The sequence below is a fragment of the Variovorax sp. PMC12 genome, from assembly GCF_003019815.1.
In the GTDB taxonomy this organism is placed as follows: Bacteria; Pseudomonadota; Gammaproteobacteria; order Burkholderiales; family Burkholderiaceae_C; genus Variovorax.
This window is the reverse complement of the sequence record NZ_CP027773.1, coordinates 103,231-117,166: the sequence shown is the minus strand read 5'-3', so window position 1 is coordinate 117,166 and position 13,936 is coordinate 103,231. Positions and strand designations below refer to the sequence as shown.

Annotated in this window: 16 protein-coding genes; 7 read left to right on the top strand and 9 right to left on the bottom strand. The window is 65.4% G+C overall.

The window, feature by feature from the left end; all coding sequences use genetic code 11:
- Positions 1-3: 3 nt before the first annotated feature.
- Together C4F17_RS00595 and C4F17_RS00590 are read right to left on the bottom strand one after the other, a co-directional pair.
- Positions 4-1,035, bottom strand: coding sequence for a DUF1176 domain-containing protein (locus C4F17_RS00595; protein ID WP_106933893.1), 1,032 nt, complete (start codon positions 1,033-1,035; stop codon positions 4-6).
- Positions 1,032-2,264, bottom strand: coding sequence for a pyridoxal phosphate-dependent aminotransferase (locus C4F17_RS00590; protein ID WP_106933892.1), 1,233 nt, complete (start codon positions 2,262-2,264; stop codon positions 1,032-1,034). Before C4F17_RS00590 ends, C4F17_RS00595 begins: the two co-directional genes overlap by 4 nt.
- A 144-nt stretch (positions 2,265-2,408) precedes the next feature.
- Between C4F17_RS00590 and C4F17_RS00585 the strand changes: the two genes are divergently transcribed.
- The 7 genes from C4F17_RS00585 (at position 2,409) to C4F17_RS00555 (ending at position 7,612) form a co-directional block, all read left to right on the top strand.
- Complete coding sequence (locus tag C4F17_RS00585) at positions 2,409-2,792, top strand: Mth938-like domain-containing protein (protein ID WP_081270462.1); 384 nt, start codon at positions 2,409-2,411, stop codon at positions 2,790-2,792.
- A 146-nt stretch (positions 2,793-2,938) separates the two neighbouring features.
- On the top strand, positions 2,939-3,415 hold the full coding sequence (locus tag C4F17_RS00580; protein ID WP_007830801.1) for a peroxiredoxin: 477 nt from the start codon (positions 2,939-2,941) through the stop codon (positions 3,413-3,415).
- Positions 3,416-3,615: 200 nt separating this feature from the next.
- Positions 3,616-5,427, top strand: coding sequence for a PhoH family protein (locus C4F17_RS00575; protein ID WP_106933891.1), 1,812 nt, complete (start codon positions 3,616-3,618; stop codon positions 5,425-5,427).
- A gap of 152 nt (positions 5,428-5,579) precedes the next feature.
- Complete coding sequence (locus tag C4F17_RS00570) at positions 5,580-5,951, top strand: VOC family protein (protein ID WP_106933890.1); 372 nt, start codon at positions 5,580-5,582, stop codon at positions 5,949-5,951.
- A gap of 6 nt (positions 5,952-5,957) precedes the next feature.
- Positions 5,958-6,407 carry an EVE domain-containing protein gene (locus tag C4F17_RS00565; protein ID WP_106933889.1) on the top strand — a complete coding sequence of 150 codons (450 nt, stop codon included), beginning with the start codon at positions 5,958-5,960 and terminating at the stop codon, positions 6,405-6,407.
- A gap of 14 nt (positions 6,408-6,421) precedes the next feature.
- A complete protein-coding gene (locus tag C4F17_RS00560; RefSeq protein WP_081270466.1) occupies positions 6,422-6,871 on the top strand; it encodes a GyrI-like domain-containing protein in 450 nt (149 codons plus the stop codon).
- A 30-nt stretch (positions 6,872-6,901) separates the two neighbouring features.
- The gene (locus C4F17_RS00555; RefSeq protein WP_106933887.1) at positions 6,902-7,612 is read left to right on the top strand and encodes a helix-turn-helix transcriptional regulator; all 711 of its coding nucleotides are present in this window, start codon (positions 6,902-6,904) and stop codon (positions 7,610-7,612) included.
- A gap of 6 nt (positions 7,613-7,618) precedes the next feature.
- Here C4F17_RS00555 and dnaB read toward each other — a convergent pair whose 3' ends face one another.
- The 7 genes from dnaB to ppsA all read right to left on the bottom strand — a co-directional run bounded on the left by dnaB (position 7,619) and on the right by ppsA (position 13,760).
- Entirely contained in the window at positions 7,619-9,022 is a 1,404-nt protein-coding gene (gene dnaB, locus C4F17_RS00550) for a replicative DNA helicase (RefSeq protein ID WP_081270468.1), read from the bottom strand.
- A gap of 170 nt (positions 9,023-9,192) precedes the next feature.
- A complete protein-coding gene (rplI, locus tag C4F17_RS00545; RefSeq protein ID WP_081270469.1) occupies positions 9,193-9,645 on the bottom strand; it encodes a 50S ribosomal protein L9 in 453 nt (150 codons plus the stop codon).
- A 12-nt stretch (positions 9,646-9,657) separates the two neighbouring features.
- A complete protein-coding gene (rpsR, locus tag C4F17_RS00540; protein ID WP_007830781.1) occupies positions 9,658-9,939 on the bottom strand; it encodes a 30S ribosomal protein S18 in 282 nt (93 codons plus the stop codon).
- Positions 9,940-9,960: 21 nt separating this feature from the next.
- Positions 9,961-10,275 (bottom strand): primosomal replication protein N, encoded by a 315-nt coding sequence (gene priB / locus C4F17_RS00535; protein ID WP_081270470.1) that lies wholly within the window; start codon positions 10,273-10,275, stop codon positions 9,961-9,963.
- A gap of 4 nt (positions 10,276-10,279) precedes the next feature.
- The gene (gene rpsF, locus C4F17_RS00530) at positions 10,280-10,654 is read right to left on the bottom strand and encodes a 30S ribosomal protein S6 (RefSeq protein ID WP_081270471.1); all 375 of its coding nucleotides are present in this window, start codon (positions 10,652-10,654) and stop codon (positions 10,280-10,282) included.
- 116 nt (positions 10,655-10,770) lie between these two features.
- A complete protein-coding gene (locus C4F17_RS00525; protein WP_106933886.1) occupies positions 10,771-11,241 on the bottom strand; it encodes a hypothetical protein in 471 nt (156 codons plus the stop codon).
- A 125-nt stretch (positions 11,242-11,366) separates the two neighbouring features.
- Entirely contained in the window at positions 11,367-13,760 is a 2,394-nt protein-coding gene (gene ppsA / locus C4F17_RS00520; RefSeq protein WP_106933885.1) for a phosphoenolpyruvate synthase, read from the bottom strand.
- Positions 13,761-13,936 lie beyond the last annotated feature (176 nt).

The following is a 13,936-nucleotide window of genomic DNA, read 5'->3' as shown; positions in this document are numbered from 1 at the left end:
CGTTCATGGTTTGGATGGGGTGGCGGCCGGCTCGGTCACGACGACGCGGCTGACGTAGCGGGGCAAGCTCCAGGCACCACCGGCGAAGCCACGGCACATGCCGTCGCCCGTCGCGCCGGTGCGCACGAAGTCCTTGCCGTTGAAATTCCAGGTCTCGGCCGACCAGCAGTCGCCGATGCCGCGCCCCTTCATGGAAGAGGTGACGCTGGCGTCCTTTTCGTCGAACTCGCCGCTCGCCTCGAGGGACACGGGCGCATAAGGCGGCTTGTCGCCGGCAATCCAGAGCAGCGTGGTGTAGTTGTACGCCCCCACGCCGCAGCCCAGGGCCAGCAGCACCTTGCGGTCGTTCAGGCGGTGGACTTCCACCGACTTGGCGTTGACCTGTTCCTGGTTGTTGCACTGCTCGAGCGCGTCTTTCAGGTCGAGCGAGGGGAAGATGCGCGCGGCCAGGGCGGCATCGCCGGGACGCGCCTTCGGCGGCCTCGGCACGTTGACGACGGGCATGGGCACAGGCTGCAGCGCCGAGGATTCGGGCCTGCTGCCCTTGCGCACCAGCGCACCCGGCGTGCCGACCCGGCCCTGCGCCTCGTCCATCTTCAGCAGCACGGCATTGAGGCCGGACAGCGAAAGAACCCACTTCTTGCCGCCGCCCGCCGTGACCTGGGCTTCGTCGCCCTTGAGGAGTTCGGGCAGCACGGAACGGACCTGGCTGTCGTCGAAGCTGGCGGTTCCCGCCTCGAGGCCCGAGACCGTGGCCTTGCCGACCTTGAAGCGCAGCGTGCCCTTGACGCCGTCGGCGTCGCCGATCTGGAGCTGGATGTCGATCGGCGTGCCGGGGCCGGCCTTGCGGGTAACGAGCATCGACACCGGCTCGCTGCCGCCGCTGTCCGCCTGGTAGCCGGCGGCCCGGCAGGTCAGCGTGTTGTCGCAGGCCAGCTCCCAGTCGTTGTGCGAGAACGCAACCGGTTCCTTGCCGGCGGCGCCAACGGACAGCGCGACCAGGGACAGCGCCACGGCGACACGGGCGAGGTTCATGAGCCCGTCTTGCGGCGCAGGCGGTACTGCTCCAGGAACTTGGCGATGCGGTTGATAGCTTCGCGCAGGTCGTCCTCGTGGGGCAGGAACACGATGCGGAAATGGTCGGGCGTGGCCCAGTTGAAGCCGGTGCCCTGCACCAGCATCACGCGGGTTTCCTTCAGCAGCTCGAGGAAGAACTGGCGGTCGTCCTCGATCGGGTAGACCTCGGGGTCGAGCTTGGGAAACATGTAGAGCGCGGCGCTCGGCTTGACGCAGCTCACGCCGGGAATGGCGGTGATCAGCTCGTAGGCCAGGTCGCGCTGGCGGCGCAGGCGCCCGCCTTCGCACACGAGGTCGTTGATGCTCTGGTAGCCGCCCAGCGCCGTCTGGATGGCCCATTGGCCCGGCACGTTGGCGCACAGGCGCATGTTCGAGAGCATGTTCAGGCCCTCGATGTAGTCCTGCGCGGCGCGCTTGTTGCCCGACACCGCGAGCCAGCCGGCACGGTAGCCGCACGAGCGGTAGCTCTTGGAGAGCGAATTGAAGGTCAGCGTGAGCACGTCGGTCGACAGGCTCGCGATGGCGGTGTGCTTGACGCCGTCGTAGAGCACCTTGTCGTAGACCTCGTCGGCGAAGATCACGAGGTCGTGCTCGCGCGCGATGGCCACGATGCTCTTGAGCAGGTCGTCGGAATACAGCGCGCCGGTCGGGTTGTTCGGATTGATGACCACGATGCCCTTGGTGCGCGGCGTGATCTTGGCGCGGATGTCGTCCAGGTTGGGCATCCAGCCGTTGGCCTCGTCGCACAGGTAGTGCACCGGGGTGCCGCCGGACAGGCTCGTGGAAGCGGTCCACAGCGGATAGTCGGGGGCAGGCAGGAGCAGCTCGTCGCCGTCGTTGAGCAGCGCGTTGGTGGACATGGCGATCAGCTCGCTGGCGCCGTTGCCGAGGTAGATGTCGTCGAGTGTGACGCCCACGACACCCTGCTTCTGCGTCTCGTGCATCACGGCCTTGCGCGCGGCGAAGACACCCTTGCTGTCCGAATAGCCCGCCGAGGTCGGCAGGTTGCGGATCATGTCCTGCTGGATTTCCTCGGGCGCGTCGAAGCCGAACACGGCCAGGTTGCCGATGTTGAGCTTGATGATCTTCTGGCCGTCCTCTTCCATCTGCTTGGCGGCATCCATGATGGGACCGCGGATGTCGTAGAGGACGTTGGCCAGCTTGGCCGATTTCTTGAGCTGCTTCAAAGGGCCCTCCCGGGCGCGGATTAACGGGTTGAGACGGGTTTGTTACTCGGAGATACAGGCCGGCGAGGTTGGCTTGCGAAAGCCCTTGCAGGCCCTCTGGCACCAGGGAAAACCTATAATTTGACCACAGTTCCCAGTGCCCAGATGAAGCTCCAGCCCGACAAATCAGACGCCCAGTCCCTCACCGCGCACGGCCCCGGCTGGGTTGCAATCAACAACGAAAAAGTCGAAGGCAGCGTGGTCGTCGGCTCGCGCGGCGAGCGCTTCGAGTGGAACTGCGCCAGCTTCGACCAGCTCGGGCCGGAGCATTTCGCGCAACTGACCGCGCTGGGCGCGGAATTGATCATCTTCGGCAGCGGAAACCGCATCCGCTTTCCCCAGCCGGCGTGGCTGAAGCCCCTCATGGCGCAGCGCACCGGGGTCGAGACCATGGACACAGCCGCCGCCTGCCGGACCTACAACATCCTGGCCGGGGAAGGCCGCCACGTAATCGCCGCGCTGCTGGTCGAGAGCCCGGCGGGTGGCTGATAGAGGCGTTTTCGGGGTAAAATACTAGGTTGCGAACAGGCCAGCTACCCCAAAGTTAGCAACGACCAATCCTCCATTCATCGAGCGAGCCCCGAAAAAGGCTGAGAGGGCTCGAAGAACGGAATCTAACGGAGAAAACAAGTTTCATGGCGATCGTTGTCAACAAACCCATTCCTGAATTCGACGCCAACGCCACGGGCGGCCTCAAGGTCTCGAATACCTCGCATCTCGGCCACGTGCTGGTCATGTATTTTTACCCGAAAGATAACACTCCGGGTTGTACTACCGAAGCGATGCAGTTTCGCGACCGCTACAAAGACTTCGAAAAAGCCGGTGCCACCGTCTTCGGCGTGTCCCGCGACAACATGAAGTCGCACGACGAATTCAAGGCCAAGCTCGAACTCCCCTTCGAACTCATCGCCGACACCGAAGAAAAGATGTGCCACATGTTCGGCGTGGTCAAGAACAAGATCATGTACGGCAAGAAGGTCAAGGGCATCGAGCGCAGCACCTTCCTGATCGGCGCCGACGGCATCCTGAAGGCCGAATGGCGCGGGCTCAAGGTTCCGGGGCACGTCGACGACGTGCTCAAGGCGGTCAAGGCGCTCAAGAAGGCGGCCTGATCACCGCAGGGGCGCTCTGGCGGCGCGGCGTGGGAAATGCCCAACGCCACGCGCAAAAGAGCCCCCGGTGCTTCATTTGCGGTGTGCATAATGGCCTCATGCCGTTGAGCTCCACGACCGCATCCTCCGAACAAAGCCGCCTTGGTCTTCAGGCGGCTTTTTCGTTTTCTGGTTCCCACTTCCTGCGAGCGACCTGACACATGCCATTGCCCCCCGCCCCCACGAAACGCGCCGCATTGCTCTCGCCGGACGCAATCGACGCGCCCGCCCGTTCCTCGCACCGGGGCTCGCGCCGCGCTACCGACCAGCGCGCCGATGAGGCGCCCGCGCGCACGCCGCAACCGCTGGAACTGTTCGACAGCATCGGCACCGACGGTGCCGGCGGCGCATCCGCGGCCACGCGCCCGGCGCGCCGGACCAAGGCGAAAGCCGCGCCCGCTGCCACTCCCGCGACCGCACCGGCGCCCGTGAGCGCGCCCCAGCCGCAAGCCCTCATACAGGTCGAGACGAAGGTACAGCCGACCGCACCGGTCGCTGCTCCCGCACCTGTCTCGTCGGCGCCGCAGACTCCCGCCCGCCCCAAGCGCAGCAAGTCCGCCGGTCCCGCCAAGCTCTTCGTGCTCGACACCAACGTGCTGCTGCACGACCCGATGTGCCTGTTCCGCTTCGAGGAGCACGACATCTTCCTGCCGATGATCGTGCTGGAAGAGCTCGACGGCCACAAGAAAGGCACGACCGAAGTCGCACGCAACGGCCGCCAGACCAGCCGCACGCTTGACGCGCTGGCCGCCGCGCAGGATGCCGACATCGACAAGGGCCTGAAGCTCGACACCACCGGCCACCGCGAAGCCGGCGGCCGGCTGTTCTTCCAGACCGCACCGCTGGACTACTCGCTGCCGGTCAGCCTGCCCCAGGGCAAGGCGGACAACCAGATCCTCGGCGTGGTGCAGGCGCTGCGCGACGAGTACGCCACCGACAAGCCAGGCAAGCCGAAGCAAGAGGTCGTGCTGGTGTCGAAGGACATCAACATGCGCGTCAAGGCGCGCGCGCTCGGCCTGGCCGCCGACGACTACCAGAACGACAAGACGCTGGAAGATGGCGACCTGCTCTACGCCGGCTCGCTGGCCCTGCCGCCCGACTTCTGGACCCGCCAGAGCAAGACGGTCGAAAGCTGGCAGAGCGGCAGCAACACCTTCTACCGGATCAGCGGTCCGCTGGTGCCCAACCTGTACATCAACCAGTTCGTCTTCTTCGAAGCGCCGGGCGAGCCGAGCATGTACGCGCGCGTCACCGAAATCCGCGACAAGACCGCGGTGCTGAAGACGCTCAAGGACTACAGCTCGGGCAAGAACGCCGTGTGGGGCGTGAACACCCGCAACCGCGAGCAGAACTTCGCGATGAACCTGCTGATGGACCCGGAAATCGACTTCGTCACGCTGACCGGCACCGCCGGCACCGGCAAGACCCTGATGGCGCTGGCCTCCGGTCTCACGCAGGTGCTGGACGACCGCCGCTACACCGAGATCATCATGACCCGCGCCACCGTGAGCGTGGGCGAAGACATCGGCTTCCTGCCCGGCACCGAGGAAGAAAAGATGGGCCCCTGGATGGGCGCGCTCGACGACAACCTCGAGTTCCTGGCCAAGGGTGACGGCGGCGGTGCCGGCGAGTGGGGCCGCGCGGCCACCAACGAGCTGATCCGCAGCCGCATCAAGGTCAAGAGCATGAACTTCATGCGCGGGCGCACCTTCCTGAACAAGTACGTGATCATCGACGAGGCGCAGAACCTGACGCCCAAGCAGATGAAGACGCTGATCACGCGCGCAGGCCCCGGCACCAAGATCATCTGCATGGGCAACCTCGCGCAGATCGACACGCCGTACCTCACGGAAGGCTCCTCCGGCCTGACCTTCGCGGTCGACAAGTTCAAGGGCTGGCCGCACGGCGGGCACATCACGCTGGCGCGCGGCGAACGCTCGCGGCTGGCCGATTTCGCGAGCGACGTGCTCTAGCCTTCGCTTCGTCCCGCACAGGGCCCGCGCATGCTCCCCGGAGCGTGCGCGGGCTTTTTTTCGACCTGCCGACAGGCTACTGACAAGACGCTGTCAGTAGCCCGCCAGCACCATCGGGGCTCCTCAACAACACACGAAAGAGAGCCCTCCAAATGCAAAACGCCATCAGCTGGTTCGAGATCCCGGTCGCCGACATGGACCGCGCCCAGGCCTTCTACGAGACCGTACTGGGCCGCAAGCTGCGTCGCGAGACCTTCGGCGCCGACACGCTGGCCGTGTTCCCCCACGACAAGCCCGCCACGGGCGGCGCCCTGCAAGCCGGCGCGAGCGGCAGCGCACGTGCAGGCACCGGAATCCGCATCTACCTCGACTGCACGCCCGGCATCGACGCCGTGCTGGCACGCGTCGAGGCGGCTGGCGGACAGATCGTGGGGGCCAAGTCCGCGCTGCCTCCGGGCATGGGTTTCATCGCCTATATGCGCGACACCGAAGGCAACGAAGTCGGCCTGCACGCACCGGACTGAACCACCATGACGCAGCGAAACTGGATCGCCGTGGCCAGCGCCGAGCATGCCCGGCGTGGCCGCGACCACCGGCCCACCGGCTTCATGCAGGTGGGCCACGGCAAGCACGCGCCGCTCAAGCGGCTGTCGCCCGGAGACCGCGTGGCCTACTATTCGCCGGCCACAGTGTTCGGCGGCACCGACAGGCTGCAGAGCTTCGTCGCGATCGGCATCGTGCAGTCGGGCGGGCCGTACGAGTTCGACATGGGCAACGGTTTCGTGCCGTGGCGCCGCGACGTGGCATATGCCACGTCGCATGAAGCGCCCATCGCGCCGTTGATCGAACGGCTCGCCTTCATCGAGAACCCCAGGCAGTGGGGCTACAAATTCCGCTTCGGCATGTTCGAGGTCAACGATGGCGACATGCGGCTGATCGCCCAGGCCATGAAGGCGGAAGCGAAGACACTATCGTTTTGAGGAGAAGAAGAAACATGGAACCCATCCGCCAGCACGTCGACGCCTTTCGCGTTTCGGGCATCACCGTGCGCACCACCAACCGCGAAGAGAGCACGCCGGCCACTGCGCGCCTCGGCGCGCTGTGGGGACGCTTCTTCGGCGAAGAGACTTACGCGTCGACACCGAACCGGACGGCGGACACCCGCATCTTCGGCGTCTACTCGGGCTACGAGTCGGACGCCGATGGCGCGTTCGACGTGACCGCCGGTGTCGCCGTCTCGAACGGGCAAGGCAGCATTTCCGTCGAAGCCGGCGACTACCTCGTCTTCACCGGACAGGGCGAGATGCCGCACATGGTGATCGCCGCCTGGCAACGCATATGGCAATACTTCGAGACGCACCCGGAGGTCACACGCAGCTACCGCAGCGATTTCGAGGCCTATGAAGGACCGGACAAGGTGGCGATCCACATCGGCGTTGCATGAGCCCCGGAAAGAACTGAACGGAACAAGCCGATGCGCCGCGCCGACCGCCTCTTCCAGATCGTGCAGCTCATTCGCGGGCGGCGCCTCACCACGGCCGCCTTCCTGGCGCAGCGGCTCGAGGTGTCGGAGCGAACGGTGTACCGCGACGTGGCCGACCTGCAGCACCAGGGCGTGCCCATCGAAGGCGAGGCCGGCATGGGCTACCGGCTGGGCATGGGCTTCGAGCTGCCGCCGCTGATGTTCACGCAGGACGAGGCGTCGGCCCTGGTGGCTGCCGCGCGGATGGCGCAGAGCTGGGTCGATCCGGCACTCGCACGCGACATCGAGACCGGCCTCGGCAAGATCCTGTCGGTGCTGCCGGCGGCGGCGCGGGTGTCGGCCGAGGCGCTGGCGCTCTACGCTCCCGCGATGGGCCTGGACCCCGCCTTGCGTGCGCGGCTGCAGACGCTGCGCGAGGCCGTGCAGTCGCGCAACAAGCTGCGGCTGGCCTACCGCGACGTGTCGGGCGACGCCAGCGAACGCACGGTGCGGCCGCTGGGCTGCTTCTACTGGGGCAAGGTGTGGACGCTGTCGGCGTGGTGCGAGCTGCGCGACGACTTCCGCGGCTTCCGGCTGGACCGCATGGACGCGATCGACATGCTGCCCGATCGTTTTCGCGACGAGCCCGGCAAGACGCTGGCCGACCTGCTTCGCACCTTCAAGGTCGAGAAGGTGCAGGGGCAGATCGTGCCGATCAAGTAGGCCCGCTCAGTACTGCTCGTTGTTGCTGTAGCCGGCCAGGTTCTCGAACTTGGTGAGCGGCTTCAGGAAGGCCAGCTTGACGGTGCCCGTGGGGCCGTTGCGGTGCTTGCTGATGATCACCTCGGCCACGCCCGGCTCCTTGCTGTTCTTGTCGTAGTAGTCGTCGCGGTAGATGAACATGATGATGTCCGCGTCCTGCTCGATGGCGCCGGATTCGCGCAAGTCGCTCATCATGGGGCGCTTGTCGGTGCGGCTCTCGACGCCGCGGCTGAGCTGCGACAGCGCGATCACCGGGCACTTCAGTTCCTTGGCCAGCATCTTCAGGCCGCGCGAGATTTCGCCCACGGCAGTGGCCCGGTTCTCGTCGGAGCTGCTGGTCGACATCAGCTGCAGGTAGTCGACCACGATCAGGCCGAGCCGTCCGTACTGGCGCGCCAGCCGCCGCGCATTGGCGCGCAGTTCGCTGGTCGAGAGGCCCGGCGTCTCGTCGATGTGCAGCGACACCGTGCGCAGCTTCTCGATGGCCTCGGTCAGGCGCGGCCACTCCTCGTCGCTGAGCTTGCCGGTGCGCAGATGGCCCTGGTCGATGCGGCCGATGGAGCCGACGATACGCACCGCAAGCTGGGAGGCGCCCATTTCCATCGAGAACACGGCCACCGGCAGGCCTTCGTCGAGCGCCACGTGCTCGGCGATGTTGATGGCGAGCGAGGTCTTGCCCATCGATGGACGCGCGGCCAGCACGATCATGTCGCCGGGCTGCAGGCCCGAGGTCATCTTGTCGAAGTCGTGGAAGCCGGTGCGGATGCCCGTGATGTCGTTCGGGTTCTCGGCCATCTCGGTGACGCGGTCGAGCAGTTCGACAACCAGGGCATCCATGCTCTGGAAGCCCTGCTTCATCCGCGTGCCTTCTTCGCCGATGTTGAAGATCTTCTGCTCTGCCTCGTCCAGGATCTTGTCGACCGGCTTGCCCTGCGGGTTGAAGGCCTGCGTCGCGATCTCGTCGCTGGCGGACACCAGTTTTCGCAGGATCGAGCGCTCGCGCACGATCTCCGCATAGCGCCGGATGTTGCTCGCGCTTGGCACGTACTGCGCGAGAGAGTTCAGGTAGACCAGCCCGCCGATCTCGTCGGCCTTGCCGAGGTTCTGCAGCTGCTCGTAGACCGTGATCACGTCGGCCGGCTTGCTGGCGTTGATCAGCCCGCCGATGGCGGCATAGATCAGCTTGTGTTCGTGCCGGTAGAAGTCGCCGTCAACCAGCAGGTCGCCCATGCGGTCCCAAGCCCCGTTGTCGAGCAGCAGCCCGCCGAGCACGCTCGATTCGGCCTCGATGGAATGAGGCGGAATGCGCAGTTGGGCGATCTGGCGGTCGGCCGACGGGTCATTGTCGGCATAGGAGAAAACGGCGGACATGGACTTCCCTTGCAACCCTGCATGCTAAGCCGCGCACGCCGATGCGTGTGTGGACAAGGTTGTGAATAAACGGTGATCTTCCAGTGCAATGCGCTGGAAAACACGTGCGCGAAAAAAGAAAAGCCGCCCGAAGGCGGCTTCTGCTGCAGCGCACAAGGCGCTGTGAGCGATCAGGCGGTTTCGCCGTAGACCGTCACGGTGATGTCGACCACCACGTCGGTGTGCAGGGCAACGCTCACGGTGCTGTCGCCGACGACCTTGATCGGGCCGTTGGGCAGGCGAACCTGCGACTTGACAACCTTGTAGCCTTGCTTGCCCAGCTCTTCGGCGATGTCGCCGTTGGTGACCGAGCCGAACAGACGGCCGTCGACGCCAGCCTTTTGCGTCAGCTTGATGGTCGTGCCACCGAGCTTTTCGCCTTGAGCTTGCGATTCGGCCAGCTTGGCGGCCGCAGCCTTTTCGAGTTCGGCGCGCTTGGCTTCGAATTCGGCCTTGTTGGCAGCGGTGGCACGGCGGGCCAGGCCCGTCGGGATCAGGAAGTTGCGAGCGTAGCCGTCCTTGACCTTGACGATATCGCCCAGGGCACCGACGTTGACAACCTTGTCCAGAAGAATGATTTGCATGTTCTCGACTCCTTAGACGCGGTGCTGGTCGCTGTACGGCACCATGGCCAGGAAGCGCGCGCGCTTGATGGCGGTGTTCAGCTGGCGTTGGTAGATCGCGCGCGTGCCGGTCAGGCGGGCGGGAATGATCTTGCCGTTTTCGCTGATGAAGTCACGCAGCGTGTCGATGTCCTTGTAGTCGATTTCTTCGACGCCAGCGACGGTGAAGCGGCAGAAGCGCTTGCGCTTGAACAGCAGCGACTGGGTGTTGCGCTTCGGGCGCTTGTCTTTGTTGAATTTCTTGAACGTGGCCATTTGAGGACCTCTTTTCGAAAATTAATCTTGCTGAAAATCCTGGATATGCAGGACCGGATGCTTGCCGTTGCCCGGTGTCGCGAGAAAGCCCTGAAAACGCCAGAGGCTCCCCATCGACTGCTTTGCGAGCCGTTCGGCGATTGCGCCGAAGGCCACGGCCTTGAGGGCCGTCTTGACCTGCCGGGGCTTGCCCTCTTCCTGGAGCGTCGACTCGTGTTCGAGCTTCAGGTCGATGGCGGGCAAGCCGGCCGGCGTGAATCGCAAGGCTCCGAGTTCGGCAACGGAGGCGGACAGCAGAAGCTGGTTGACCCCGGTTGCCGCAGCGGCAGCAGTCACACCATCAGTTGTTGTTGGCGGCGTACTCGGCCTGCTGGGCCTTGCGGGCCTCTTCGCGCTCGACCGTCTTCATCATCGACGAAGGACCGGTTTCGGCCTTCTTCTTCTGGACGGTCAGGTGGCGCAGCACGGCGTCGTTGAACTTGAACGCGTGTTCCAGTTCGGCCATCACGGCTTGTTCGGCTTCGATGTTGACGCACAGGTAGTGCGCCTTGTTGAGCTTGTTGATCTGGTAAGCCAGCTGACGGCGGCCCCAGTCTTCAACGCGGTGGACATTGCCGCCGCCGGCCGTGATCAGGCCCTTGTAGCGCTCCAGCATGGCCGGAACTTGTTCGCTCTGATCCGGGTGGATCAGCAAAATGATTTCGTAGTGACGCATGGCACTCCTTGTGGATTCTTCCGAAGAAGAGGAAAAGCCACCTGCAGCGTCGGGCGCAGTGTGGCAAGGCAAAGCCGGCGATTATAGCCCTGTAATCGGCACTCCGGCAAGGCGGCTCAGTCGCCCAGCGCCTTGTCCAGGGCGGCAGCCTTCTCCGGGCCGACCGCGGCACGGATCTTGGGCGCCAGCGCCATCAGGTCGTCGTAGCTGGTCGTGCCCTCGACCTGGAGGTTGAGCCGGAAGCCCATCAGGCCCAGGCTGCCGGTGAGCTGGGTGGCGATGGGATAGGCGTCCTTGTAGCGCTGCTGCTTGCTGCGGCCGGAGCCGCTGGCGGCCGGCTTCGGCTCCTCGGCAGGGGCCGGGCCCGCGGCAACAGGCTGCGCGGCCTTGCCGCCCACAGGCTCCAGCACGCCGAGCGAGATCATCTGATCGATGTCCTCCCGCGAAATGCCCATGCCCGCGGCGAGCACGTCATCGACCGACCGCTTGCCGTCGAACAGGATGAACGCCGAGCGCTGGCGCGGCGACAGCGGGACCGACCGGTCTTTGAGGGCCTGGTGGCCCGCTTCGGTCTTGAGAAGAATCATGGTGGTCCCCGTTCCGGGATGCGCCCGTGAGTTCCCTCAAGTCTGGCAGCAAATACGCAATTTGTTTCAAAAACAGGCCGATGACGCGGGAATCCCCCATGGGGGATTTCCGCAATCCACGGGCTTCAGCGCTTGGCGAGTTGTTGCCAGGTGTCGATCACGCTGTCGGGGTTCAGCGAGATCGACTCGATGCCCTGCTCCGCCAGCCACAGCGCGAAGTCGGGGTGGTCGCTGGGGCCCTGACCGCAGATGCCGACGTACTTGCCCTGCGCCTTGCAGGCCTTGATGGCGCGGCTCAGCATGGCCTTCACGGCAGGGTCGCGCTCGTCGAAGTCGGCGGCCAGCAGTTCGAGGCCCGAGTCGCGGTCCAGGCCCAGGGTGAGCTGCGTCAGGTCGTTCGAGCCGATCGAAAAGCCGTCGAAGAACTGCAGGAACTCGTCCGCCAGGATGGCGTTGCTGGGCACCTCGCACATCATGATCAGCTTGAGCTCGTTCTCGCCGCGCTTCAGGCCGTGCTCGCCGAGCAGGCCGGTCACGCGCTCAGCCTGGCCCAGCGTGCGCACGAAGGGCACCATGATCTGCACGTTGGTCAGGCCCATGTCGTTGCGCACACGCTTCAGCGCCTCGCATTCCATGGCAAAAGCTTCGCCGAAATCGGCGCTCAGGTAGCGCGCTGCGCCGCGGAAACCCAGCATCGGGTTCTCTTCTTCCGGCTCGTAGCGGCTGCCGCCGATCAGCTTGCGGTACTCGTTCGACTTGAAGTCGGACAGGCGCACGATGACCGGCTTGGGCCAGAACGCCGCCGCGATGGTCGCGATGCCTTCGGCCACCTTGTCGACGTAGAACGCGCGCGGCGAGGCGTGGCCGCGAGCCACCGACTCGACGGCCTTCTTCAGGTCGTTGTCGACGTTCGGATAGTCGAGGATCGCCTTCGGGTGCACGCCGATGTTGTTGTTGATGATGAACTCCAGGCGGGCGAGGCCGACACCGTGGTTCGGCAACTGCGCGAAGTCGAAGGCAAGCTGCGGGTTGCCCACGTTCATCATGATCTTGAGATCGATCTCGGGCATCACGCCGCGCTGCACTTCGGTCACTTCGGTCTCGAGCAGGCCGTCGTAGATGAAGCCGGTGTCGCCCTCGGCGCAGCTCACGGTCACCAGGGTGCCGTCTTTCAGCAGGTCGGTGGCGTCGCCACAGCCGACCACGGCCGGAATGCCGAGTTCACGCGCGATGATGGCCGCGTGGCAGGTACGCCCGCCACGGTTGGTGACGATGGCGGCGGCGCGCTTCATCACCGGCTCCCAGTTGGGATCGGTCATGTCCGTGACGAGCACGTCGCCGGCCTGCACCTTGTCCATTTCGCTGATGTTGTGCACTAGCCGCACGGGGCCGGTGCCGATCTTCTGGCCGATGGCGCGGCCTTCGGCCAGCACTGCGCCCTTGCCCAGCAGCTTGTAGCGCTGCTCGGCCTTGCCCTGCTGCTGGCTCTTCACCGTCTCGGGCCGCGCCTGCAGGATGTAGAGGTGGCCGTCGGTGCCGTCCTTGCCCCACTCGATATCCATCGGGCGGCCGTAGTGCTCCTCGATGACCAGCGCGTACCTGGCCAGTTGCTCGACGTCGGCGTCGCTCAGCGAGTAGCGGTTGCGCTGCTCGGCCTTGACATCGGTGGTCTTCACCAGCTTGCCGCTCGCCTTTTTCTCTTCGGGCGTCGCGAACTCCATCTGGATCAGCTTGGAGCCGAGGTTGCGGCGGATCACGGCCTTCTTGCCGGCCTTGAGCGTCGGCTTGTGCACGTAGAACTCGTCGGGGTTCACGGCGCCCTGCACCACCGTTTCGCCCAGGCCGTAGCTGGAGGTGATGAACACCACGTCTTCGAAGCCCGATTCGGTGTCGATGGTGAACATGACGCCGGCGGCGCCGAGGTCGGAGCGCACCATGCGCTGCACGCCGGCCGACAGCGCGACCACGTCGTGCTCGAAGCCCTTGTGCACGCGGTAGCTGATGGCGCGGTCGTTGTAGAGGGAGGCGAAGACCTCCTTCATCTTGTGCAGCACGTCGTCGATGCCGACCACGTTCAGGAAAGTCTCTTGCTGGCCGGCGAACGAGGCGTCGGGCAGGTCTTCCGCGGTGGCGGAGGAACGCACGGCGAACGACGCGGCCGGGTTGCCGGCGCTCAGCGTGGCAAAGGCCTCGCCGATGGCTTTCTGCAGGTCGGCCGGGAATGGCTGGGCCTCGACCATGGTGCGGATCTCGGCGCCGGCGGCGGCCAGTGCGCGCACGTCTTCGGTGTCCAGGGCGGCCAGGCGCTTGCTGATCTTGTCGGCCAGGCCGTCGTGGGCCAGGAACTGGCGGAATGCGTGCGCCGTGGTCGCGAAACCGGTCGGCACCCGCACGCCCTGCGGAAGCTGCGAGATCATTTCGCCGAGGCTGGCGTTCTTGCCGCCAACCGCCTCGACGTCGGTCATTCTCAGGTTTTCAAACGGTACGACCAGGGCGGTCGCGTCGAAAAGTGCAGACATGGGGAAGCTCCAGAAGTTGAAACCGGTGCCGCATGCAGACGGCGCGGCACGATCGTTGTCGTTGCTTTGGGTGCGGGCGCGGTGTGCATGGAAAGAATTGGGGCCGGGAGGCGGATTCCCGATAATGGCCCGGATTGTAGGCGTGGCGAGGTTGCCCGCGCCGCAGGACAAGGCCG